22 protein-coding genes are annotated in these 21,690 nt (G+C 69.4%); 6 read left to right on the top strand and 16 right to left on the bottom strand.

Going from position 1 to position 21,690, the window contains the following annotated elements:
• Positions 1-43: 43 nt before the first annotated feature.
• Positions 44-331, bottom strand: coding sequence for a hypothetical protein (locus HSX14_RS20590; protein WP_173178013.1), 288 nt, complete (start codon positions 329-331; stop codon positions 44-46).
• On the opposite strand from HSX14_RS20590, the gene HSX14_RS20595 reads away from it, so the two are divergent.
• A complete protein-coding gene (locus tag HSX14_RS20595; protein ID WP_173178012.1) occupies positions 330-1,391 on the top strand; it encodes an SMP-30/gluconolactonase/LRE family protein in 1,062 nt (353 codons plus the stop codon). The two genes, HSX14_RS20590 and HSX14_RS20595, sit on opposite strands and share 2 nt — an antisense overlap.
• 85 nt (positions 1,392-1,476) lie before the next feature.
• Here HSX14_RS20595 and HSX14_RS20600 read toward each other — a convergent pair whose 3' ends face one another.
• Positions 1,477-2,268 carry a lysophospholipid acyltransferase family protein gene (locus HSX14_RS20600; protein WP_173178011.1) on the bottom strand — a complete coding sequence of 264 codons (792 nt, stop codon included), beginning with the start codon at positions 2,266-2,268 and terminating at the stop codon, positions 1,477-1,479.
• 93 nt (positions 2,269-2,361) lie between these two features.
• Here HSX14_RS20600 and HSX14_RS20605 point away from each other — a divergent pair, with 93 nt between their 5' ends.
• The 3 genes from HSX14_RS20605 to HSX14_RS20615 all read left to right on the top strand — a co-directional run bounded on the left by HSX14_RS20605 (position 2,362) and on the right by HSX14_RS20615 (position 5,411).
• Entirely contained in the window at positions 2,362-3,216 is an 855-nt protein-coding gene (locus HSX14_RS20605; RefSeq protein WP_173178010.1) for a sulfurtransferase, read from the top strand.
• A 249-nt stretch (positions 3,217-3,465) separates the two neighbouring features.
• The gene (locus HSX14_RS20610; RefSeq protein WP_173178009.1) at positions 3,466-3,945 is read left to right on the top strand and encodes a hypothetical protein; all 480 of its coding nucleotides are present in this window, start codon (positions 3,466-3,468) and stop codon (positions 3,943-3,945) included.
• A 191-nt stretch (positions 3,946-4,136) separates the two neighbouring features.
• On the top strand, positions 4,137-5,411 hold the full coding sequence (locus HSX14_RS20615) for an OmpP1/FadL family transporter (RefSeq protein ID WP_173178008.1): 1,275 nt from the start codon (positions 4,137-4,139) through the stop codon (positions 5,409-5,411).
• A 180-nt stretch (positions 5,412-5,591) separates the two neighbouring features.
• On the opposite strand, the gene HSX14_RS20620 is transcribed toward HSX14_RS20615, so the two are convergent.
• The 4 genes from HSX14_RS20620 to HSX14_RS20635 all read right to left on the bottom strand — a co-directional run bounded on the left by HSX14_RS20620 (position 5,592) and on the right by HSX14_RS20635 (position 9,197).
• Positions 5,592-6,650, bottom strand: coding sequence for a DUF2167 domain-containing protein (locus HSX14_RS20620; protein WP_173178007.1), 1,059 nt, complete (start codon positions 6,648-6,650; stop codon positions 5,592-5,594).
• A 161-nt stretch (positions 6,651-6,811) separates the two neighbouring features.
• Entirely contained in the window at positions 6,812-7,363 is a 552-nt protein-coding gene (locus HSX14_RS20625) for a glutathione peroxidase (protein ID WP_173178006.1), read from the bottom strand.
• Between the two features lie 177 nt (positions 7,364-7,540).
• The gene (locus tag HSX14_RS20630) at positions 7,541-8,740 is read right to left on the bottom strand and encodes an MFS transporter (protein ID WP_173178005.1); all 1,200 of its coding nucleotides are present in this window, start codon (positions 8,738-8,740) and stop codon (positions 7,541-7,543) included.
• A gap of 43 nt (positions 8,741-8,783) precedes the next feature.
• Positions 8,784-9,197, bottom strand: a complete 414-nt coding sequence (locus tag HSX14_RS20635) for a MarR family winged helix-turn-helix transcriptional regulator (protein ID WP_173178004.1) — start codon at positions 9,195-9,197, stop codon at positions 8,784-8,786.
• Between the two features lie 160 nt (positions 9,198-9,357).
• On the opposite strand from HSX14_RS20635, the gene HSX14_RS20640 reads away from it, so the two are divergent.
• Both HSX14_RS20640 and sph read left to right on the top strand, forming a co-directional pair.
• Complete coding sequence (locus HSX14_RS20640; protein WP_173178003.1) at positions 9,358-11,178, top strand: acyl-CoA dehydrogenase C-terminal domain-containing protein; 1,821 nt, start codon at positions 9,358-9,360, stop codon at positions 11,176-11,178.
• 162 nt (positions 11,179-11,340) lie between these two features.
• Positions 11,341-12,900 carry a sphingomyelin phosphodiesterase gene (sph, locus tag HSX14_RS20645; protein WP_173178002.1) on the top strand — a complete coding sequence of 520 codons (1,560 nt, stop codon included), beginning with the start codon at positions 11,341-11,343 and terminating at the stop codon, positions 12,898-12,900.
• Positions 12,901-12,933: 33 nt separating this feature from the next.
• Here the strand turns inward: sph and HSX14_RS20650 are convergent, their stop codons facing one another.
• Genes HSX14_RS20650 through cobO form a run of 10 tightly spaced genes read right to left on the bottom strand, consistent with a single transcriptional unit; the run spans position 12,934 to position 21,682 of the window.
• Entirely contained in the window at positions 12,934-13,665 is a 732-nt protein-coding gene (locus HSX14_RS20650; RefSeq protein WP_173178001.1) for an adenosylcobinamide-GDP ribazoletransferase, read from the bottom strand.
• A complete protein-coding gene (gene cobC, locus HSX14_RS20655; protein WP_173178000.1) occupies positions 13,662-14,210 on the bottom strand; it encodes an alpha-ribazole phosphatase family protein in 549 nt (182 codons plus the stop codon). The genes HSX14_RS20650 and cobC overlap by 4 nt, the downstream gene beginning before the upstream one ends.
• Positions 14,207-15,265, bottom strand: a complete 1,059-nt coding sequence (gene cobT / locus HSX14_RS20660; RefSeq protein ID WP_173177999.1) for a nicotinate-nucleotide--dimethylbenzimidazole phosphoribosyltransferase — start codon at positions 15,263-15,265, stop codon at positions 14,207-14,209. The genes cobC and cobT overlap by 4 nt, the downstream gene beginning before the upstream one ends.
• A complete protein-coding gene (gene cobU, locus HSX14_RS20665) occupies positions 15,262-15,783 on the bottom strand; it encodes a bifunctional adenosylcobinamide kinase/adenosylcobinamide-phosphate guanylyltransferase (RefSeq protein WP_173177998.1) in 522 nt (173 codons plus the stop codon). Before cobU ends, cobT begins: the two co-directional genes overlap by 4 nt.
• Positions 15,776-17,242, bottom strand: coding sequence for a cobyric acid synthase (locus HSX14_RS20670; RefSeq protein ID WP_173177997.1), 1,467 nt, complete (start codon positions 17,240-17,242; stop codon positions 15,776-15,778). Before HSX14_RS20670 ends, cobU begins: the two co-directional genes overlap by 8 nt.
• A complete protein-coding gene (cobD, locus tag HSX14_RS20675; RefSeq protein ID WP_173177996.1) occupies positions 17,239-18,231 on the bottom strand; it encodes a threonine-phosphate decarboxylase CobD in 993 nt (330 codons plus the stop codon). Before cobD ends, HSX14_RS20670 begins: the two co-directional genes overlap by 4 nt.
• Positions 18,224-19,132, bottom strand: a complete 909-nt coding sequence (cbiB, locus tag HSX14_RS20680; protein WP_173177995.1) for an adenosylcobinamide-phosphate synthase CbiB — start codon at positions 19,130-19,132, stop codon at positions 18,224-18,226. Before cbiB ends, cobD begins: the two co-directional genes overlap by 8 nt.
• The gene (bluB, locus tag HSX14_RS20685; RefSeq protein ID WP_173177994.1) at positions 19,129-19,779 is read right to left on the bottom strand and encodes a 5,6-dimethylbenzimidazole synthase; all 651 of its coding nucleotides are present in this window, start codon (positions 19,777-19,779) and stop codon (positions 19,129-19,131) included. Before bluB ends, cbiB begins: the two co-directional genes overlap by 4 nt.
• Positions 19,776-21,074 carry a cobyrinic acid a,c-diamide synthase CobB gene (locus HSX14_RS20690; protein ID WP_173178040.1) on the bottom strand — a complete coding sequence of 433 codons (1,299 nt, stop codon included), beginning with the start codon at positions 21,072-21,074 and terminating at the stop codon, positions 19,776-19,778. Before HSX14_RS20690 ends, bluB begins: the two co-directional genes overlap by 4 nt.
• Entirely contained in the window at positions 21,071-21,682 is a 612-nt protein-coding gene (gene cobO / locus HSX14_RS20695) for a cob(I)yrinic acid a,c-diamide adenosyltransferase (protein WP_173177993.1), read from the bottom strand. The genes HSX14_RS20690 and cobO overlap by 4 nt, the downstream gene beginning before the upstream one ends.
• Positions 21,683-21,690: the final 8 nt, after the last annotated feature.

The raw sequence follows: 21,690 nt of genomic DNA on the forward strand, positions 1-21,690 counted from the left end.
CCCACTGTCCTGTCAGCCCATCTGACGGGACAGCGCGCCCCGGTCAAATGAGCGACTGTTTCTTCGATTTACCCGCGACAACGCCAAACGCCAGCGCCGGCAGGGCCGGAACGGAAGCGAGGGAGGCGTAGGTGGCGGGCATGCTGTAGCTCGGTGCAGGAATGCGAGAAATAGATACTGCGAAAATCCCTACAAGGCTGTCAACCGCGACAATGCCGCATGCCCGCCATTGAGCCGGAGGGGGTTCTGGCATTGCCGGGCCATGGCTGCTAAAAAGCCCTTCCAACAATAACCAGGCCCATGACGGGCCCTCTCCAGGGAAATCGGACATGAAGAAACTCCTGGGCCTGCTGGTCCTGCTCATCGCCGCTGCGGGCATCTACCTCGGCATCACCAAGAGCCCCATCGACCCCGTCGCCTGGGACGCTCCCAAGGCGCCGCCCATGACCGGCGTGATGGAGCCCAACGACACGCTGATGAAGGCCGAGCTGCTGGCCAAGGGGCAGATCCACGGCCCCGAGGACACCGCCGTGGACGCCCAGGGCCGCGTCTATGCCGGCCTGCACGATGGCCGCGTGGTGCGCATCGACGCCGACGGCAAGGTCGAGACCTTCGCCACCACCGGCGGTCGCCCGCTGGGCATGGACTTCGACGCCCAGGGCAACCTGATCGTCGGCGACGCCTACAAGGGCCTGCTGAGCATCGACCCCAAGGGTCAGATCAAGGTGCTCGCCACCGAGGCCGAGGGCGGCCCCTTCCGCTTCACCGACGACCTGGACATCGCCAGCGACGGGCGCATCTACTTCACCGACGCCTCCGCCAAGTTCGAGCAGCCCGACTACCTGCTGGACCTGCTCGAAGCCCGCCCCCACGGCCGGCTGATGCGCTACGACCCGGCCACCGGCAAGGTCGAGGTGCTGCTCAAGGACCTGTACTTCGGCAACGGCGTGGCGCTCTCGGCCAAGGAAGACTTCGTGCTGGTCAACGAGACCTACCGCTACCGCATCACCCGCTACTGGCTGAGCGGCGAGAAGGCCGGCACCCACGATGTGTTCATCGACAACCTGCCGGGCCTGCCGGACAACCTCCAGGGCGACCGCAAGGGCACCTTCTGGGTCGCCCTGCCCTCCCCGCGCAAGGCCGACGCCGACTTCCTCCACACCCAGCCCTGGCTCAAGGCACAGATCGCCAAGCTGCCCCGCGCGCTGTGGCCCAAGGCGGAGAAATACGGCCTGGTCATCGCCCTCGACGAGAACGGCCAGATCATCCGCAGCCTGCACGACACCAGCGGCACCCACCTGCGCATGATCACCTCGGTGAAACCGGTGGGCGACTACCTGTACTTCGGCAGCCTCGACAACGACCGGATCGGCAAGCTGAAGATCCACTGAGGGCCGGGCGACTGGCCCGTTCCCGGAGACGAGAAGCCCGCCAATTGGCGGGCTTCTTCATTTCCAGGAGCGCGATACCCGCTGCTCAAGCCGGCGCAGTCTCGTGCACGCCCGGAACCACCCGGGCCGGCCGCGGGTGCAACAGCGCCTGCATATGCCCGTGGGTCCGCGCCATCAGCTCGTCCAGGTGCTCGACGTCGAACTGCGCGGCATCGATGGGTGCCCCCACGTGCAGCGACACCGGCAGGCCGAGGTTGAAGCGCCAGGTACGCGCCGGCAGCACCTGGTGGATGCCGCGGATGGCCACCGGGACGATCACCGCGTCGGTGTCCAGCGCCAGGTGGAAGCAGCCCTTCTTGAAGCGCTGCAACTGGCCATCCTTCGAGCGCGTGCCTTCCGGCGCCGCCCACAGCACGATGCCGCTCTCCATCATCTGCCGCGCCCGCTGCAGGTCGGCCAGGGCCCGGTCGCGGTTGTGCCGGTCGACGAAGGGGAACTCCGCCGCCTTCATCGCTGCACCGAGGAACGGCAGGCGCGACAGCTCCTGCTTCGCCAGCATGCGGATCGAGCCCGGCAGGGCCACGAAGCTGGCGGGGATGTCGTAATGGCTGGAATGGTTGCAGAGGATCAGGTAGCGACGGCCGTCGTTGAAATCAGGCAGCTGCCCATGCACCGACAGGCGCACCCGCACCAGGCGCAGCAGGCCGCGGGACCAGGCGCGGGTGTAGGCGTCCACGCGCGCGCGGTCGAGACGACCGCAGGCGGCACGCCCCAGTACCAGCAGGCAATAGAACAGTGTCAGCAGCAACGACCCGAGCACCACGCCGATGCGGCGGGCGAGGTTGGCGCTCTCGGCGAAGGATTGCAGGCTTGGCATGGACGGCTCTCCCATCACTCATCGATCCGCGCGACGCGACGCGCGGCTGTCCTTATGATGCCCACTGTCATCGATTGGACACAGGAGACCGCCATGCCCCTCGCGCAACTGATCAGCCCCCGGCAACTGGAAGCCCGCCTGGGAGAACCGGGCCTGATCGTGCTGGATTGCCGCTTCGCACTCGACGATCCCGCCTACGGGCAGCGCAGCTACGCCGAAGGGCATATCCCCGGCGCGCGCTTCGCCGACCTGGAGCACGACCTCTCCGGCGTGGTGCAAAAGGGCGTCACCGGGCGCCACCCGCTGCCTGCCCCGGAACGCCTGGTGGAGCGCCTGCGCGGCTGGGGCGTCGACAATGACAGCACCCTGGTGCTCCACGACGACGGCCCCGGTGCCTTCGCCGCGCGCGCCTGGTGGCTGCTGGCCTGGCTGGGCAAGCGCGAAGGCGTGTACCTGCTGGACGGCGGGCTCAAGGCCTGGCGCGACGAAGGCCTCGCGCTGGAAATGGCCGTGCCGGAAGTGCCCCGTGGCCGCTTCAGCGGCGAAGCCGACCCCAGCCTGCTGCGCAGCGCCGACGAACTGCAGGGCCGCCTGGGCGCTGACGACCTGACACTGCTCGATGCCCGCGCCCTGCCCCGCTTCAGGGGCGAGGTGGAGCCCATCGACCCGGTGGCCGGCCATATCCCCGGCGCCCAGTGCGCGGTGTTCACCGACAACCTCGGCGCCGACGGCCGCTTCCTCCCCGCCGAGGCCCTGCGCCAGCGCTTCGCCGCCCTCCTCGGCCAGCGGCCGGTGGAAGGCCTGGTCGCCTACTGCGGCTCCGGCGTCACCGCCTGCCACAACCTGTTCGCCCTCAGCCTCGCCGGCTACCCGCTGGCGCCGCTCTACGCCGGCTCCTGGAGCGAATGGATCACCGACCCGGCACGCCCGCTGGCCAAGGGCGACTGAGCCACCCAGGCCATGCCGGCCCGTCATCCGCGATGCCGGGCCGGTTGCGAGCGATCATTTTTTAATCACCCTGGGATATATGCGCCAGCCAACCTCGGCTCAAACAGTTTAAAAACAGGCCTTTACAAGGTTTTCATCGCACTACACTTCAAAACGAGCGGCTAACCCCGCTTCCGGCGGGGCCCTTTCCGAGAACGAGAAGCTGCCAGACGCCCCCGGTCCCGCCGGCACCTTTCTCGCGAGGGCACCATGGGAATAGCCGCCAGCGACCTCTGTGAACACGTCATCCGCCCCACCCTGCTCTACCTGCAGCGCCCCTCGCCCATGGCCGAATCCCTGCTGCTGGGTGCCGCGGCCTGCCAGTCGGCACTCGGCAGCGCCCTGGGCGACCAGGCGGGCTACGGCCTCTATCACATCAGCGAGGAGCACCACCGCTGCCTCTGGGACCTGCACCTGGCGCGCGACCCGGAACTCGCCAGCCTGGTGCGCGGCCTGGCCAGCCAGCACGCCTTCCTCGCCGCGCCGCACCTGGAGCTGACGGTGAACCTGCGCTACGCCACCGCCATCGCCTGGCTGCTGATCGAAACCGAGGTGCTGGTGATGCCCGCCGCCGACGACTGGATCGGCATGGCCGCTATCTGGCGCCAGGTGTTCAACCCGCAGGGCACGCCTCGCCAATACCTGGATGCCTGGCAACGCTGGGTGGGCCCTTCGGCAAGGGTGGCGTAGGCCCGATCCGCTCACTGACCGACCAGTCAGGAACGAGCGTCCAAGGCAATATGCACGATCAGCGAAGTTGCAGGCATTTGATGCCATAAAGCCCGATAAAACGCTCTATTACGGGAACTCCCCGAAGCTGGCAGGGGTCTGGAAATCCTGATAGTTTCCGCCACCTGTTTGAAAGTCCCCAGGAGTCATCCGTGATCAAAAGAGTCTTCAAGACCAGCCTCGCAATCGCCATCAGCGCTGCATCCAGCTACAGCCTCGCCGGTGGCTTCGCCATCAACGAACAGAGCGTCAGCGGCATGGGCACCGCCTTTGCCGGTCGCTCCTCGTCCGCCGACGACGCCACCACCGTCTTCGGCAACCCGGCCGGCATGTCGCGCCTCAAGCGCGAGCAGGTCAGTGGTGGCATCGCCCTGCTGGACGCCAAGACCGATATCGACGACCACAGTGGCACCTTCGGCGGCAGCAACGACGGCGACATGGTCCCCTTCATGGGCGTGCCCATGGGCTACTACGTCAAGCCGATCGATGACAAATGGACCTTCGGCCTCGGCATGTACGTGCCCTTCGGCCTGATCACCGACTACGAGTCCGGCTTCCAGGGCCGCTACTACGGCGACCGCAGCGAAGTCCGCGTGATCACCCTGCAGCCGACCATCAGCTACAAGATCACCGACCAGCTCTCCGTCGGCTTCGGCCCGACCATCAACCGCATCGACGGCGAGCTGACCTCCGCCACCCTCAACGCGGGCACCCCCGGCCGCAACGACGGCAAGGTCAAGGTCAAGGGCGACGACACCGCACTGGGCTACAACGTCGGCGTGCTGTTCGAGGCCACCCCCAGCACCCGCTTCGGCCTGACCTACCACTCGATGGTCGACTACAAGCTCAAAGGCGATACCCAGATTTCCGGCACCGGCTTCGGCCCCTTCTCCGGCAACGAGTACGACGCCTCCCTGAAGCTGAAGACCCCCGAATCCGTCGACTTCTCGGTCACCCATGACCTGAACGCCGACTGGACCCTCTATGCCGGCAGCACCTGGACCCGCTGGAGCCGCCTGAAGGACATCACCGTCAACAACAAGGGCGTTCCGGCGCTCCTCGGGGGCTCGGCGGGCCCCATCGGCACCATCACCGAGGAACAGGACTGGCGTGACGTGTGGTCCTACGCCGTGGGCGCCTCCTACAAGCTGAACCCGCAGTGGACCCTGCGCGCCGGCCTGGCCTACGACCAGACCCCGACCCGCAACGAGCACCGCTCGCCGCGCATCCCCACCGACGACCGCAAGATCCTCAGCCTGGGCGCCGCCTGGAGCCCGAGCGACGACTGGACCGTCGACGTCGCCTACTCCTACCTGAAGGAAGACGATGCCGAAGTGAACCAGACCAGCGCCACCAAGGGCCGCTACACCTCCACCTACAAGAACAGCGCCCACGGCCTGGGCGCGCAGGTGACCTACCGCTTCTGATCCCCTGGTTGCGGCAAGCGAAAAGCCCGGACCTGGTCCGGGCTTTTTCGTATCCGCCATCCGTAGCCCGCAGCTGTAGCCCGGGCTTCAGCCCGGGCAGCCGCCCGGCAGGCGCGCCCTGAAAGCCACCCAATAAAAAGCCCGGACAGGTCCGGGCTTGTTTCACTCACTGGATGTCATTCACTCGACGATCTTGGGCTTGTCGTCCTTGTTCATGTCCATCACCGTTCCCGCCGGCTCGCTCACCACCACGGGCTGCGGCTCGGGGGTCGGCTGGGGCTGGGCCTCGGCGGGTGCTTCCTTCTTCTTGCCACGGATGCGGTTGATGATCCAGGCACCGATGGCCAGGGGCACGAAGAAGAACTTCTTCAGCAGCACCAGCAGCATGGCGAACAGGCCGGCCTTGGCGGCGACCTTGCCGGCGATCAGTGCGCCCAGGCCATAGGCCGCGACCTTGTCCAGCTCGGGGTTGAAGTCGGCGTAGCGGTTGCCCGGGTTGAACTCGGTCATGGCCAGCACCGCCGGCAGGTTCTGCTCGATGGTCGGCAGCTGGTCCATGTTGGCGATGAAGTTCAGCACCAGCACGCCCTTACGGCCCAGCACGCGGATGTTGTAGTTCAGGGTGTGGGTCTCGGCGTCGCCGAACTTCAGCTCCTTGGCCCAGTGCAGCTTGCGGCCGTCGGCGTCGTAGCGCGGCTGGGCGGCCCAGCCGATCAGCTCGACGGGCTCGTAGCCGTTCTCGGCGCGCCACTTGTTATCGGCCTTCGCCTCTTCCTTCATGTCGTCGAGCATTTCGGCGTAGTCGATATCGGCGGCGTCTTCGTCGGAGACATAGCCGTTCTCCTCGTACTCCACCGTCACCGCCCAGGACTCATCGGCCAGCGGCGAGATGCCCTTGGGCAGGATCATGCCCAGCGGCAGGACCTCGTCCGGCGGGTTGCCCCAGGCGTCGGTCAGCACGCGCTCGGCGTCCTCGCCAGCGAGGAAGACGAACTGCTCGGGAATATCGAGGGTGGCGAGGTTGTCGCCGATCACCACCTTGCCCTGCTGGAAGTTCAGGCTGGCGAGGAACTCTTCCTCGGACATCGACTCGCCGTTTTCCTCGATGGTGGCCTCGCCGTCCTCTTCCACCTGGGTGGCGGCAGCGGTGTCTTCGACGGGGGCTTCGGGCTTCGCGGCGAATGCGCAAGGAATGGCAGCGGCGATGAGGCCGGCCAGGATCAGTTCCTTGATCGACATGGGTAACTCCATGGTTGGGCAAAAAGTGAGGCGCGGGAAGGTACCACGAGCCAGGCCGGGAAACCGGAACCAGCCGAAATATTCGGAAATATTTATCCGGCGCCATGGAACTTTCGCGCTCCCCGGGTGCCGCGAACAGCCTCACCGGAGCAGGCAGTCCCTCACAGCGGCTCGCTGGCCAGGGCCTGCTCCACCGCTTTCACCAGGTCCTCGTCGTCCGGCTTGGTGAGGCTGGAGAAATGGGCGATCACCTTGCCCTGGCGATCCACCACGTACTTGTAGAAGTTCCAGCGCGGGCTCTGCCCGGACTGCGCGATCAGGTCGCGGTACAGCGGCGTCGCCTCGTCCCCGGTGACGTGTTGCGGCTGGGTCATGGCGAAGGTCACGCCGTAGTTCACGTAGCAGACCTTGGCCGTCTCGGCGCTGTCATCGGCCTCCTGCTTGAAGTCGTCGGAAGGCACGCCGAGCACTTCCAGGCCATCGTCCTTGTAGCGCTGGTAGAGCGCCTCCAGGCCCTTGAACTGAGGGGTGAAACCGCAGTGGCTGGCGGTGTTGACCACCACCAGCGGTTTGCCGGCGAAGCGCTGGCAGAGGTCGATGTTCTCCTTCGAGCGCAGCTGTTGCATCGAATGCTGGAGCAACGGCGGGCACTCGGCGGCCAGAACGGGAGCGGCGACCAGCGCCAGGAAAGGCAATAGAGGGAGGGATTTCATCGAGCGCTCCGCGAGGCAGGGGCAATGGCGAAAGGCTACGCCCACAGGCCCTTCGCGGCAATCAGCAGAGGCTCATGTTCAGTTGCAGCAGCGCCAGGCCGCCGCGCTGCCAGCCCCACCAGGCCAGCGCCAGCAACAGCGCCGCCCCGGCACCGAAGGCCAACCCCAGGCGCAGGCTCATGCCAGCGCCTGCAGCCGCGCCACCGGCTGCTCGCGCACCGGCCAGTTCAGGGCCGCCGCCACCAGGCTGAGGAGGATGGAAATCTGCCAGACCATGTCGTAGCTGCCCGTGTGGTCATAGAGGTAGCCGCCCAGCCAGCCGCCGAGGAAGGCGCCGAGCTGGTGGAAGAGGAAGACGATACCACCGAGCATCGACAGGTTGCGCACGCCGAACAGGGTGGCCACGGTGCCGTTGGTCAGCGGCACCGTGGAGAGCCACAGCAGCCCCATGGCGACGCCGAAGGCGTAGGCGCTCCAGACGCTCAACGGCGAGTAGACGAAGGCGACTATCACCACCGCCCGCAACAGGTAGAGCGCGGTGAGCAGGCGCGGCTTGGACAGGCGCCCCCCGAGCCAGCCGGCGATGTAGGTGCCGAACACGTTGAACAGCCCCACCAGCGCCAGCACCGTGGTGCCCACCTGGGCCGGCAGGTGCTGGTCCACCAGGTAGGCCGGCAGGTGCACGCCGATGAAGACCACCTGGAAGCCGCAGACGAAGAAACCCAGAGCCAGCAGCCAGAACCCGGAGTGGCCGGAGGCCTCGCGCAGCGCCTCGCCCAGGGTCTGCTCATGGGCGGCCACCGGGAGCGGATTGTCCTTGAGCATTCCCGCCAGCGGCACGATCAGCGCCACCAGCAACCCCAGCGCCAGCAGCGCCGAGGACCAGCCCAGCCAGCCGAGCAGCCCGAGGGTGCCCGGCAGCATGGCGAACTGACCGAAGGAGCCGGCCGCCGCGGCAATGCCCATGGCCATGCTGCGCTTCTCTGCCGGCACCGCGCGGCCGACCACGCCGAGGATGACCGAGAACGAAGTGCCCGACAGGCCGATGCCGATCAGCAGCCCCGCGCTCAGCGACAGCCCCAGCGGCGAGTGGGAGTAGCCCATCAGCACCAGCCCGACGGCGTAGAGCACACCGCCGATGATCACCGTCTTCATCGCCCCGAAGCGGTCGGCGATGGCGCCGGTCACCGGCTGTGCCAGGCCCCAGATCAGGTTCTGCAGGGCGATGGCGAAGGCGAACACCTCGCGCCCCCAGCCGAACTCGGCACTCATCGGGGCCAGGAACAGGCCGAAGCCGTGGCGGATGCCCAGGGACAGGGCGAGGATCAGCGACGCCCCCAGGAGAATCCAGCCACTCGTGCGCCATACGGAAGTCATAGAATGTCCTCTGCGGGTATATACCCGCGTTATCGCGAAAAAATCAGTCCAGGGATTCCAGTTCACCCAGCAGCGCCATCAGCGCGTCGCGGCGCTCATCGCCCAGGCGCTCGGTCATCCGCGCCTGCACGCCTTCCCAGGCCTGCAACGCCGCCGCGACGCAGGCCGTGCCATCGGTGGTCAGGGCCACCAGGCGGTTGCGCTGGTCCTCGCCCTCGTCCATGCGCACCAGGCCCTTGCCCTCCAGCACCCTCAGGTTGCGCCCGAGGGTGCTGCGATCCAGCCCCAGCGCCTCGGCCAGCTCGGTGATGCTCGGCTGGTCGAGGCGCTGCAGGTTGTTCAGCAGCGAATACTGGGCGACGTTGATCCCGACGCTCTCCAGGGCGTCGTCGTAGATACGGGTCAGGTTGCGGCTGGCGCGACGCAGTCGCGTGCACAGGCATCGGGTCGTGATCATGGATGCGTGTATATACCCGCATCAATCCGGCGTCAATGGCAATCGCGCATCGGCGCGGCATTGTCCGAACTGCCAGAGGCCTCCGTTATCGCTGCCAAGGCCGTGCCGGCAAGGGCGCCGTATAAATCGGCGTCTGCCACCTGCGTTCCGAGGTTCACCGATGCCCAGCTACAAGGCGCCCCTGCGCGACACCCGCTTCCTGCTCAACGAGGTCTTCGACTTCCCCGCCCACTACCAGGCCCTGGCCAATGGCGGCGAGGCCACGCCGGACATGGTCGAGGCCATCCTCGGCGAGTGCGCGAAGCTCTGCGAGGAAGTCATCGCCCCGCTCTACCACTCAGGCGACGAGGAAGGCTGCCACCTGGAGAACGGCGAAGTGCGCACGCCCAAGGGCTACAAGGAAGCCTACGACGCCTACGTGGCCGGTGGCTGGCAAGGCCTCTCGCACCCGGTGGAATACGGCGGCCAGGGCCTGCCCATGAGCCTCGGCGCCCTCAAGCAGGAAATGCTCGGCACCGCCAACTGGCCCTTCTCCATGTACCCGGGCCTGTCCCTCGGCGCCATGAACACCCTCATGCAGCACGGCACCGAGGAGCAGAAACGCACCTACCTCACCCCGCTCACCGAAGGCCGCTGGGCCGGCACCATGTGCCTCACCGAGCCCCAGTGCGGCACCGACCTGGGCCAGGTGAAGACCCGCGCCGAAGCCAACGCCGACGGCAGCTACGCCCTCACCGGCACCAAGATCTTCATCTCCTCCGGGGACCACGACCTCACCGAGAACATCATCCACATCGTCCTCGCCCGCCTGCCCGACGCGCCCAAGGGCACCCGGGGCATCTCCCTGTTCATCGTGCCCAAGTTCCTCCCGGGCGATGACGGCGGCCTCGGCCCGCGCAACGGCGTCAGCTGCGGCGCGCTGGAGAAGAAGATGGGCATCAAGGCCTCGGCCACCTGCGTGATGAACTTCGACGGCGCCACCGGCTACCTCATCGGCCCGCCGAACAAGGGCCTGGAATGCATGTTCACCTTCATGAACAGCGCCCGCATCGGCACCGCCATCCAGGGCGTCGCCACCGCCGAACTGGCCTACCAGGGCGCCCTCGCCTACGCCCGCGAGCGCCGCTCCATGCGCGCCCTCTCCGGCACCAAGGAGCCGGGCGAAGTGGCGGACGTGCTGATGCACCACGGCGACGTACGCCGCATGCTGCTGACCCAGAAGGCCGTGGCCGAAGGCGGTCGCGCCCTGGTGTACCTGGCCACCCAGTACGCCGACCGCATGATCGAAGGCATCCTGCAGAACGACAACGACAAGTACGAACGCTGGGACGACAAGCTCGGCTTCCTCACCCCCATCCTCAAGGGCTGCCTCACCGAACTGGGCCTGGAGAGCGCCAACCTCGGCATGCAGGTGTTCGGCGGCCATGGCTACATCCGCGAGCACGGCATGGAGCAGATCGTTCGCGACGCGCGCATCGCCACCCTCTACGAAGGCACCACCGGCATCCAGGCCCTCGACCTGCTGGGCCGCAAGGTGCTGCTGATGACCCAGGGCAAGGCCGTGCGCGACTTCAGCGGCCAGGTGGCGCGCCTGGCCCTCGACCTGCTGAAGACCGAGCCGGCCATGCGCGGCCGCGCGCTGACCCTGCTCAAGCTCGCCGGCCAGTGGAACGTCCTGACCCTGCGCATCGCCCTGCGCGCCCGCAAGGACCGTGACCTGGTGGGCACCGCCAGCCATGACTTCCTCATGTACTCCGGCTACGCCGCCCTCGCCTACGCCTGGGCCCTGCAGGAAGCCGCCGCACGCCGCCGCCTGCGCGAAGGCGGCGCCGAGTCCGAGGACTTCTACCGCGCCAAGCTGGCCACCAGCGCCTTCTACTTCGACCGCTTGCTGCCCCGCGCCAAGGGCCACGCCAGCGCCATGCTCAAGCCGACGAAGTCGGTGATGGGGCTGCAGGACGAGCACTTCCTCTTCGAGTGATCCACCCGCTGGAACGGGCCTCCCGCATGGGAGGCCCGCCGTGACACACCGCTGTAAAACAGCTGAGGTTTTCTACAAGGACATCAAGGACAGCAGTAACCGGTCCGCCATCGGGCGGTGGCCTCTCACCGCCCTCCGCATCCACTCATCTCGGACATGCAGATGACAACGACCACGCGCATCACCTGGACGATGCTCAGCCTTCTCGCCCTGCTCACCGCCCCCCCGGCCCCGGCCGCCCCCGACCCTCGGCCTGACGCCTTCGACCTGCTGACCCACAACGCCTTCTTCCTCACGCCGCTGCCGTTCAAGTTCAGCTGGAACAACCAGGAGCGCGCGCGCCTGATGACCCGGGCCGACTATGTGGAAGGACGCGACCTGATCATCTTCAACGAGCTGTTCGACAACACAGCCTCGGACATCCTGCTCAACGGGCTGAAGGACCGTTACCCGCACCAGACCCCGGTGCTGGGCCGCGCCACCAGCGGCTGGGACGAGAGCACCGGCAACCCCGCCGCCAAGCCCGAGGACGGCGGCGTCGCCATCGTCAGCCGCTGGCCCATCGTGCGCCGGGTGCAGTACCTCTACCGCGATGCCTGCGGGGCAGACGCCCTGGCCAACAAGGGCTTCGTGTACGTCAAGGTGATGCGCGGCGAGCGCCCGTTCCATGTCATCGCCACCCACACCCAGGCTGCCGACGCGGCCTGCCCCGACGGTGGCCAGGCGGTGCGCGAAAGCCAGTTCAGGGAGATGCGCGCCTTCATCGACCGGCAGAACATCCCCGCGAACGAAGTGCTGTTCGTCGGCGGCGACCTCAACGTCGTGCGCGGCAGCGCCGAGTACCCGCGCGTGTTGGCCCAGCTGGACCTGCGCGAACCGGACAGCTACGCCGGCGCCCCCGCCACCTGGGACACCCGGCGCAACGGCGTGACCGGCTACCAGTACCCCTACAAGGACAACGGCCCCGGTACGCCACCGACCAACCCGCCGGAGTACCTCGACTACATCCTGGTCTCCAGCAGCCACGGCCAGGTCTCGTACTGGCACAACCAGGCGCTGGACATCCCCTCCCCGCGCTGGAGCGCCAGCGACGGCGTCAACACCTGGCACTACCAGGACTACTCCGACCACTACCCGGTGGCCGCCTTCACCTATGCCGATCCGCAGCGCACACCCCAGCGGGCCTTCAAGCCCACCGACAACCGCTACGCCCGCGTGGTGCTGCGCAGCCTCGACAACGGCAACGCCCTGCGCACCGGGGCAAAGGCCACCAACTGGGTCACCGTCACCGGCAACGGCCGCGACGACGCCAGCACCTTCAGCCTCAACGACTGGGACCACTTCGCCAGCTTCTGCGTGCGCAACGGTGACTACGTGACCCTGGAATCACGCGCCTACCCCGGCTACTTCCTCACCTGGTACGAGCACGGTGCCGGCAAGTGGGGCTACTACCCCGCCGCCGGCAAGCCCTCGCGGCACCTGCGCGTGCAGATCGACAACGACCAGGGGCAATGCCTGAAGGATGGCGACCAGGTGGCGTTCATCGACTACAGCGGCCAGCGCCCCCTGCCCGGGCGCGACTACTACCTGAAGATCTGGCCCGACGGCGCCTGGAAGGACCACCTGTTCCTCTGGGGCGAGGCCCAGGACGCCAGCCGCTTCCGCGTCGAAGTGGCGCCGACCGCGGTCTACGAGAACTGGTACGACAGGTTGCGTTTCTGAACCACCGCGCCGGGGCGTTGCGCCCCGGCGTTTTCACCCCAGCAGCGCCAGCGCCACCAGCACGGCCACCTCGGCCAGCTCCACCAGCGCCCCGGCCGTGTCGCCGGTGGTGCCGCCGAGTCGCTGCAGCAAGCCACGGCGCCACCCGGCGAACAGCGCCAGCGCCGCCACCAGTGCGACCAGCGCCACCCAGCCGAACACCAGACCCAGCAGCGCATGGGCGCCCAGCACCCAGGGCAGTTCCCGGCGCGGCAAATGCTCGGCCAGCGCCTGCCCCAGCCCGCCTGCACGAACGTAAGGCGTGGTCATGAACAGCAACGGCAGCAGCGCCCGCGCCAGCCAGGGTGCCAGCAGCAGCGCGGCGATCGGCCCCTGCTCCAGCAGCGCCACCAGCGCGGCGAACTTCAGCAGCAGGACCAGCACCAATACGACCACGGCGATGGGGCCGCTGCGCGGGTCCTTCATGATCGCCAGGGTGCGCTCGCGGTCGCCGTAGCCGCCCACCCAGGCGTCCGCCGTATCGGCCAGGCCATCCAGGTGCAGGCCACCGCTCAGCGCCACCCAGGCGGCCAGCAGCAGCGCGGCCTCGAGCAGCGTCGAGGTATCGCCCAGCACCCACTCCAGCGCCAGCAGCGCCAGGCCCAGCAGCAATCCCACCAGCGGGTAGAACAGCAGTGAGCGACCGATCTGCTGCGGCTCGGGCATGCCCGGCAGGCGCACCGGCAGGCGGGTGAGGAACTGCAGGGCGATCAGCAGCGGGGTCATGGCAAAACGATCCGGTGCAAGGTCGCGTGGGGCACCTCCACCTGCATCAGCTGGGCCCGTGGCAGGCCCCATGCGCGGGCCAGCAGCAGGCGGATCACCCCGCCGTGGCTGACCACCAGCAGGCGCTGGCCGGCGAAGCCTTCCTGCAAACGCGCCGCCGCCGCATGCACGCGGGCCTCGAAGTCGAGCAGCGTCTCGCCGCCGGGCGGGGTGAAGCTGTAGGGGTCGTTCCAGAACAGGCCCAGGCCGGCCTCATCGGTGGCCATCAGTTGGGCAGCGGTGCGGCCTTCCCAGGCGCCGAAATGCAGTTCGCGCAGGTCGGCGTCGAAACCCAGCGGCAGGTCCAGGTGCCCGGCCAGCTCCTCGGCGAAGCGCGCGCAACGCTGCAACGGCGAGCTGACGATGGCATCCCAGGGGCCGGCCCCCTCCACTGCACGGCGCATCTGCGCCCAGCCGGTTTCGGTCAGGGCGTCGTCCAGGCTGCCGCGAAAGCCCGCGCCCAGCTCGGTTTCGCCATGGCGCAGCAGGTCGATGACCAGGCTCATGCGGGGCGATCCGAGACGGCGGCCTCGGCGAAGGTGGCCATGCCGTTGTGCAGGTCGCAGGCCAGGCGCAGCAGCGGCAAGGCGATGGCGGCGCCGCTGCCCTCGCCCAGGCGCAGGCCGAGGTCGAGCAGGGTTTGCGCCTGCAGCTCCGCCAGCACGGCCTGGTGGCCCGGCTCGGCGGAACGGTGGGAGAACAGCAGCCAGTCGCGGCAGGCGGGGTTCATGCGCACGGCGCAGAGCGCGGCGACGCTGCAGATGAAGCCGTCCACCAGCACCGGGATGCCGCGCTGGGCGCAGCCGAGGTAGGCCCCGGCCAGGGCCGCGACCTCGAAGCCACCGAGGCGGCGCAGGCTTTCCAGCGGGCCATGGCAATGGGGCCTGTGCAGGGCCAGGGCGCGTTCGATCACCTCGGCCTTGTGCTGCACGCCCTTGTCGTCCAGCCCGGTGCCGGGGCCGACCAGTTGTGCCGCCGGGGTGCCCAGCAGCGCGCAGGCCAGGGCGCTGGCGGCGGTGGTGTTGCCGATGCCCATCTCGCCGCCGAGGTAGATGTCGGCCCCCGAGTCCACCGCACGCTCGGCACTGGCGCGGCCGGCCTCCAGCGCGGCCAGGCACTGGGCATCGCTCATCGCCGGTTCGCGGGCGAAGTTGGCGGTGCCGGCGCCCAGGCCCAGGTGCAGCACGCCAGGCAAGCGCTCCAGCGGCACGGCGGTGCCCAGGTCGACCAGCTCCAGGGTCGCCCCCAGGCTGTGGGCCAGCACGTTGATGGCCGCGCCGCCACGCACGAAGTTGCGCAGCATCTCGCCGGTCACCGCCTGCGGGTAGGCGGAAACGCCCTCCTCCACCACGCCGTGGTCGCCGGCGAACACGGCGAACCAGGGCCGCGCGACCTCGGGGCGATCACTGCCCTGCATCGAAGCGAGGGTGATCGCCAGGCCCTCCAGCTGGCCCAGGGCGCCACGCGGCTTGGTCAGCTGGTCCTGGCGGGCCTGGGCCCGGGTGCGGGCGACATGGTCCTGGGGCTGGCACTCGGCCAACCACCACGCGAGTGAGGTCATAGGGGCTCTCCCTTCAACAGCATGGGCAGGCCGGCGACGGTGAAGGTCACGCGGGTGCAGCGTTCGGCCAGGGCCTGGTGCAGCCAACCGGCTTCATCGACGTAGCGGCGGGTCAGTTCGCCCAGGGGCACGACCCCGAGGCCGGTTTCATTGCTCACCAGCAGCACCCGCCCCGGCAGCTCGCCGATGCAGGCCAGCAGGGCGTCGCGCTCGGCGACGAGGCGCGCCTCGTCCTCCAGCATCAGCAGGTTGGTCAGCCACAGGGTCAGGCAGTCCACCAGCAGGCAGGTGCCGGGGGCCGCGTGCTCGCGCAGCACCCGCGCCAGCTCGATGGGCTCTTCCACCAGGCCCCAATGGTCGGGGCGGCGGGCGCGGTGGCTGGCCACGCGGGCACTCATCTCGCCGTCCAGCGGCTGGCTGGTGGCGATGTAGGTGACGGCCAGGCCCGACTCGCCGGCGAGGCGTTCGGCCAGGCGGCTCTTGCCCGAACGGGCGCCACCGAGGATGAGTTCAGCCATGGGCGGGCTCCAGGCCGCAGAGGCGGCGCAGCAGGTCGGTATCCAGGTGGTGCTCGACCTGATCGGCCAGGCGCTCGATGTCGCGCTCGCGCAGCGCCGGGTAGTCCACGGCCTGCACCTCGGCGAGGCCGGCCCAGCGCAGCAGCGCATCACGGGCCTCGGCAGCCTCGAACAGGCCATGCAGGTAGGTGCCGAGCACCTGGCCGTCCTCGCTCATGGCGCCGTCGCAGCGGCCATCGTCCAGTTGCGCGGCGGGCCGCTCCAGGGCGGCGCCACGGCTGACCCCGGCGTGGATTTCGTAGCCGGTCACCGCAGCACCTTCCAGGCCCAGGCGGCCACGCACGTTGCGCAGCTGCTTCTCCGGCTCCAGCACCGTGTCGAAGGCGAGCAGGCCGAGGCCGGCGCTGCTGCCGGCGGGCCCTTCCAGGCCGTGGGGGTCGTCGATGCGCTCACCGAGCATCTGCAGGCCGCCGCAGATGCCCAGCAGCTTGCCGCCGTAGCGCAGGTGGCGGGCGATGGCCGCGTCCCAGCCCTGCGCGCGGAGGAAGGCCAGGTCGGCGCGCACGCTCTTGGAGCCGGGCAGGATGACCAGGTCCGCCGGTGGCAGCGCCTGCCCCGGGCCGACCAGGGTCAGCTGCACCTGGGGGTGCAGGCGCAGCGGGTCGAAATCGGTGTGGTTGCTGATGCGCGGCAGCACCGGCACCACCACCTTCAACGCCTCGCGGGGCTTGGCGCCCTGGCGGCGGTCGATGGCGTCCTCGGCCTCCAGGTGGAAATCGGTGAGGTAGGGCAGCACGCCGAGCACCGGCTTGCCGGTACGCGCCTCCAGCCAGTCGAGGCCGGGTTGCAGCAAGGCGATGTCACCCCGGAAGCGGTTGATCACGAAGCCCTTCACCCGTGCCTGCTCGCTCTCCGAGAGCAGCGCCAGGGTGCCCACCAGATGGGCGAAGACGCCGCCCCGGTCGATGTCGGCGATGAGGATGACCGGGCAGTCCACCGCCTCGGCGAAGCCCATGTTGGCGATGTCGTTGGCGCGCAGGTTGATCTCCGCCGGGGAGCCGGCGCCCTCCACCATCACCACCCGATAGCCGGCCTCCAGACGCTGGTGGGAGGCCAGCACCGCCTGCATGGCGACCTTCTTGTAGTCGTGGTAGGCGACGGCGTTCATCGAGGTGACGGCGCGGCCGTGGATGATCACCTGGGCACCGGTGTCGGTGTTGGGCTTGAGCAGCACCGGGTTCATGTCGGTGTGCGGCGCCAGCCCGCAGGCCTGGGCCTGCACCGCCTGGGCGCGGCCGATCTCGCCGCCGTCGGCGGTCACCGCGCTGTTGAGCGCCATGTTCTGCGGCTTGAACGGCACCACCGCCACGCCCTGGCGCTTGAGCCAGCGGCACAGCGCGGTCACCAGGGTGCTCTTGCCCGCATCGGAGGTGGTGCCCTGCACCATCAGCGTGGTCATGCGAGCTCCCGGGCGAAGCCGCTCAGCACGGTGTCCAGGCGCTGCCAGCCGGCCTCGTCGGGCGGCAGGCCGAAACGCAGGCTCGACGGCGTGAGGAACAACCGGGTGAGGATGCCGTGGGCGGCGAGGTATTCGTGCACCACCCCGGCGTGGGGCATGGCGACCCACTGGAACAGCGAGCAGCCGCCGGTGGGTTGCAGGCCATGGCTGCCGAGCAGGCGGGCCAGGCGCTGGCCGTCCCGCAGCAGGCGCTCGCGCTGCCGGGCCTGGCCGCCGACATCCTGCAGCAGGCCCCTGGCGATGGCCCGCGCGGGGCCGCTGACCGCCCAGGGGCCGAGCAGCTCCTCCATCTCGTCGAGCAGCTCGGGAGCGGCGCAGGCGAAGCCCAGGCGCAACCCGGCGAGGCCGAAGAACTTGCCGAAGGAACGCAGCACGATGAGCCCGGGCAGGTGGCTGACCCGCGCCAGGCTCTGGTCGCCGGTGCAGTCCATGAAGGCTTCGTCCACCACCAGCCAGCCGCCTCGCTCGGCCAGGCGCGCATGCCACTCCAGCAGCAGCTCCGGGGAGTAACGCTGGCCGGTGGGGTTGTTGGGGTTGACCACCACCAGCACGTCGAGGCGGTCGATGGCACGGCGCGCACCGGCCTCGCTGATCTCTTCCAGGCGATGGCCGACCCGGCGCCAGGCGGCGCCGTGCTCGGCGTAGCAAGGCGAGAGGATGCCCACCTGGGACGTGCGACGCAGGCGTGGCAGCGCCTGGATGGCGGCCTGGGAACCGGCCACCGGCAGCAATGACGGGGCGCGGTAGTACTGGCGCGCGGCCTCTTCCAGGCCGTCGTCGCGCTCGGGCAGGCGCGCCCAGGCCGCGGCGGGCACCTCGGGCAGGGTCCAGCCGTAGGGGGCGATGCCGGTGGAGAGGTCGAGCCAGTCCGCCTCGGGAATGCGATAACGCTGCGCGGCGGCGCGCAGCCTGCCTCCATGCTCAAGCAACGAGCCATCCTCCGATGATCAGAACGCCCACCCAGAGCATCACGCCCTGGCGCACCAGGTCCATGCCACGGCCGATGTCCTCGGCACGCGCGGGCTCGCCCTGCCCCAGGCACGGGCGCTCGTGCAGCTCGCCGTGGTACACGGCCGGCCCGCCCAGTTGCACGCCCAGCGCACCGGCGCCGGCGGCCATCACCGGGCCGGCGTTGGGGCTGTCCCAGAGCGGCGCCTGCTTGCACCAGCAATGCAGCGCCAGCGCCGTCTTGCCGAGCAGCGCGTAGGTCAGCGCGACCAGGCGCGCGGGAATGAAGTTGAGGACGTCGTCGATGCGCGCGGCGGCCCAGCCGAAACGCTCGAAGCGCTCGTTGCGGTAGCCCCACATGGCGTCGAGGGTATTGCTCAGGCGGTACAGCACCACGCCCGGCGCGCCGGCCACGGCGAACCAGAACAGCGCGGCGAACACCGCGTCGCTGCCGTTCTCCAGCACCGATTCGGTGGCGGCACGGGCCACGGCGCTCTCGTCCAGCTCGCGGGTCTCGCGGCTGACCATGTAGCCGACGCGACGGCGCGCCTCGTCCAGGTCGCCGCCCTGCAACGCCACGGCCACGGGCTCGGCGTGTTCGTTGAGGCTGCGCAGGCCGATGGCGGCATAGAGCGCGACCACGCCCACCAGGGTGCCGACCCAGGGCAGCTCGGACAGCCACCAGGCCGCCAGGGTCAACGGCAGCACGGCGATCACCCAGGCACTGACGCCATGGCTGCGCCAACCACGGCCGCCCGGGTTGAAGCGCTGCTCCAGGCGCTTGGCCCAGTCACCGAAGGCCACCAGCGGGTGCCAGCGGCGCGGCTCGCCGAAGACGGCGTCCAGCACCACGGCGGCCAATGTCAGCATGCCCAGGCTCATTCCTTGTTTCCCCACTGGTTCTCGAACAGCAGTTCGGACAACGGACGCGGTTGCGCCCAGCCTTCCAGCGCCAGCATCGGCGCCGGGTAGAAGGCCTCGACCGGGCCCAGGCAGAGCACCGCCAGGGGCTTGCTTCCGGGCGGCATGCCGAGCAGGTCGGCCAGGGCCTGCGGGTCGAACAGCGAGACCCAGCCCAGGCCCAGGCCTTCGGCACGGGCGGCGAGCCAGAGATTCTGAATCGCGCAGGCCAGCGACGCCATATCCATTTCCGGCAGCGTGCGTCGCCCGAAGACATGCGCCTCGCGCCCATCCATCAGCGCGGCGACCAGCAGCTCGGCGCAGTCGCGGATGCCTTCGACCTTCAGCCGCATGAATTCGTCGGAGCGCTCGCCCAGGGCCTCGGCGGTGCGCACCCGCTCCGCTTCCACCAGGCCGTGGATGTCCTCGCGCAGCGCCGGCTCGGTGACGCGGATGAAGCGCCAGGGCTGCATCAGGCCGACGCTGGGCGCCTGGTGCGCCGCCTCCAGCACGCGCGCGAGCAGCTCGGGGGCCACCTCGCCGCCGCTGAAGTGGCGCATGTCGCGGCGCTCGGCGATGGCGCGGTAGACGGCGGCGCGTTCCTCGGGGCTGAAGGCGTTGTCGGTCATGGGCGCAGGAGCTCCGCCGCCGCAGCGGGATTGGACGGCAGGTAGAAGTGGATGTACGACGCGGTGAGGCGGCCGGTGCGGAACACCGCCTCGGCCACCGGCTTGTCGTTCGGGCAGGTGCCGCGCGCCAGCGGCTGCAGCGGCGAGTCGAGGCGCGAATGGTGGTAGGTGTGGCCACGCAACGCACCGCCGGGCAGCTCGACCTCCTGCAGGGCCAGGGCCACCAGGCGCTTCTGCATCACCGCGCTGCCGGGCAGCAGGCCGACCAGTTCGGCGCGCGCGCCCTCGGCGTCGGTGAGTGCATCGAGCAGGTAGAGCATGCCGCCGCACTCGGCGAGGATCGGCTTGCCGGCCTGATGGTGGGCACGGACCGCCTCGGCCATGGCGCGGTTTTCCGCCAGCGGCGCCAGGTGCAGCTCGGGGTAGCCGCCGGGCAGGTAGAGGCTGTCCACCTCGGGCAGGGCGGCGTCGGTCAGTGGCGAGAAGAACCGCAGCTCGGCACCGAGGGCGCGCAGCAGGTCGAGGTTGGCCTGGTAGGTGAAGGCGAAGGAGGTGTCGCGGGCGACGCCGATGCGCACGCCTTCCAGGGTCGGTCGCAGCGCCTGGGCGGCCGGCGCCTCGAAGGCCACGGCCGGCGGCAGCTCCACCGAGGCGCTGGCGGCCAGGGCATCGGCGGCGGCGTCCAGGCGTGCGTCCAGGTCGGCCAGCTCCTCGGCCTGCACCAGCCCCAGGTGGCGGCTGGGCAGCTCGACCTCGGCGCTGCGCGGCAGGGAGCCGTACCAGCGGATCCAGTCCGGCAGGCTGTCGCGGATCAGGTCGCTGTGACGCTGGCTGCCGACCCGGTTGCCGAGCACGCCGGAGAACGGCAGGCCCGGCTGGTAGGTGGCGAGGCCCACGGCCAGGGCGCCGAAGGTCTGGGCCATGGCGGCGCCGTTGATCACCGCCATCACCGGCACGCCGAAGCAGCGCGCCAGGTCGGCGGCCGAGGGCGAGCCGTCGAACAGGCCCATCACGCCCTCGATGAGGATCAGGTCGGCCTCGGCGGCGGCTTCCCAGAGCAGGCGGCGGCTCTCCGCCTCGCCGATCATCCACAGGTCCAGCTGGTACACCGGTGCGCCGGAGGCGCGGGCGAGGATCATCGGATCGAGGAAATCCGGCCCGCACTTGAACACCCGCACGCGCTTGCCCTGGCGGGCATGCAGGCGCGCCAGGGCGGCGGTGACGGTGGTCTTGCCCTGGCCGGACGCCGGCGCGGCGATCAGCAGGGCCGGGCAATGGCGCGTGGAGGTGCTCAGAATTCCACCCCTTTCTGCGCCTTCACCCCGGATTTGAACGCGTGCTTGACCAGACTCATCTCGGTGACGGTGTCGGCGGCGTCGATCAGGCCCTGGGGCGCACCACGGCCGGTGGCGACCACGTGCTGCAGCTCGGGGCGCGATTCGATGTCGCGGAGCACGGTCTCCAGGTCCAGGTAGCCGTGCTTGAGGGCGATGTTCAGCTCGTCCAGCACCACCAGGCCGACCTGCGGGTCGTTGAGCAGCTGCGCCGCGACGGCCCAGGCCTGCTGCGCCTTCTCGATGTCGCGCTGGCGGTCCTGGGTGTCCCAGGTGTAGCCCTCGCCCATCACGTGGTAGGCGACCTCGTCCGGGAAGCGGCGGAAGAAGGCTTCCTCGCCGGTGGACATGCCGCCCTTGATGAACTGCACCACCCCCACCTTCACCCCGTGCCCGAGGGCGCGGGCGACCATGCCGAAGGCCGAGCTGCTCTTGCCCTTGCCATTGCCGGTGTGCACCAGCAACAGGCCGTACTCGTCCTGGGCCTGGGCGATCTTCTCGTCGATCAGGGCTTTCTTGCGCTGCATGCGCGCCTTGTGGCGGGCATCGCGTTCGATGGATTCGGTCATGGGGGCTC

It is taken from the genome of Pseudomonas tohonis, from assembly GCF_012767755.2.
GTDB lineage: Bacteria > Pseudomonadota > Gammaproteobacteria > Pseudomonadales > Pseudomonadaceae > Metapseudomonas > Metapseudomonas tohonis.

What these genes read in the sequence shown, in the direction of transcription:
- HSX14_RS20630 (WP_173178005.1), bottom strand. Translation starts at nt 8,740, where the DNA reads ATGACTTCCGTATGGCGCACGAGTGGCTGGATTCTCCTGGGGGCGTCG.
- HSX14_RS20605 (WP_173178010.1), top strand. Translation starts at nt 2,362, where the DNA reads ATGCCCCTCGCGCAACTGATCAGCCCCCGGCAACTGGAAGCCCGCCTG.
- HSX14_RS20595 (WP_173178012.1), top strand. Translation starts at nt 330, where the DNA reads ATGAAGAAACTCCTGGGCCTGCTGGTCCTGCTCATCGCCGCTGCGGGC.
- HSX14_RS20620 (WP_173178007.1), bottom strand. Translation starts at nt 6,650, where the DNA reads ATGTCGATCAAGGAACTGATCCTGGCCGGCCTCATCGCCGCTGCCATT.
- cobU (WP_173177998.1), bottom strand. Translation starts at nt 15,783, where the DNA reads ATGGCTGAACTCATCCTCGGTGGCGCCCGTTCGGGCAAGAGCCGCCTG.
- cobO (WP_173177993.1), bottom strand. Translation starts at nt 21,682, where the DNA reads ATGACCGAATCCATCGAACGCGATGCCCGCCACAAGGCGCGCATGCAG.
- sph (WP_173178002.1), top strand. Translation starts at nt 11,341, where the DNA reads ATGACAACGACCACGCGCATCACCTGGACGATGCTCAGCCTTCTCGCC.
- cobT (WP_173177999.1), bottom strand. Translation starts at nt 15,265, where the DNA reads ATGACCTCACTCGCGTGGTGGTTGGCCGAGTGCCAGCCCCAGGACCAT.
- cbiB (WP_173177995.1), bottom strand. Translation starts at nt 19,132, where the DNA reads ATGAGCCTGGGCATGCTGACATTGGCCGCCGTGGTGCTGGACGCCGTC.
- HSX14_RS20600 (WP_173178011.1), bottom strand. Translation starts at nt 2,268, where the DNA reads ATGCCAAGCCTGCAATCCTTCGCCGAGAGCGCCAACCTCGCCCGCCGC.
- HSX14_RS20650 (WP_173178001.1), bottom strand. Translation starts at nt 13,665, where the DNA reads ATGACCCCGCTGCTGATCGCCCTGCAGTTCCTCACCCGCCTGCCGGTG.
- HSX14_RS20625 (WP_173178006.1), bottom strand. Translation starts at nt 7,363, where the DNA reads ATGAAATCCCTCCCTCTATTGCCTTTCCTGGCGCTGGTCGCCGCTCCC.
- HSX14_RS20670 (WP_173177997.1), bottom strand. Translation starts at nt 17,242, where the DNA reads ATGACCACGCTGATGGTGCAGGGCACCACCTCCGATGCGGGCAAGAGC.
- HSX14_RS20610 (WP_173178009.1), top strand. Translation starts at nt 3,466, where the DNA reads ATGGGAATAGCCGCCAGCGACCTCTGTGAACACGTCATCCGCCCCACC.
- bluB (WP_173177994.1), bottom strand. Translation starts at nt 19,779, where the DNA reads ATGACCGACAACGCCTTCAGCCCCGAGGAACGCGCCGCCGTCTACCGC.
- HSX14_RS20590 (WP_173178013.1), bottom strand. Translation starts at nt 331, where the DNA reads ATGTCCGATTTCCCTGGAGAGGGCCCGTCATGGGCCTGGTTATTGTTG.
- HSX14_RS20640 (WP_173178003.1), top strand. Translation starts at nt 9,358, where the DNA reads ATGCCCAGCTACAAGGCGCCCCTGCGCGACACCCGCTTCCTGCTCAAC.
- cobC (WP_173178000.1), bottom strand. Translation starts at nt 14,210, where the DNA reads ATGAGCCTGGTCATCGACCTGCTGCGCCATGGCGAAACCGAGCTGGGC.
- HSX14_RS20635 (WP_173178004.1), bottom strand. Translation starts at nt 9,197, where the DNA reads ATGATCACGACCCGATGCCTGTGCACGCGACTGCGTCGCGCCAGCCGC.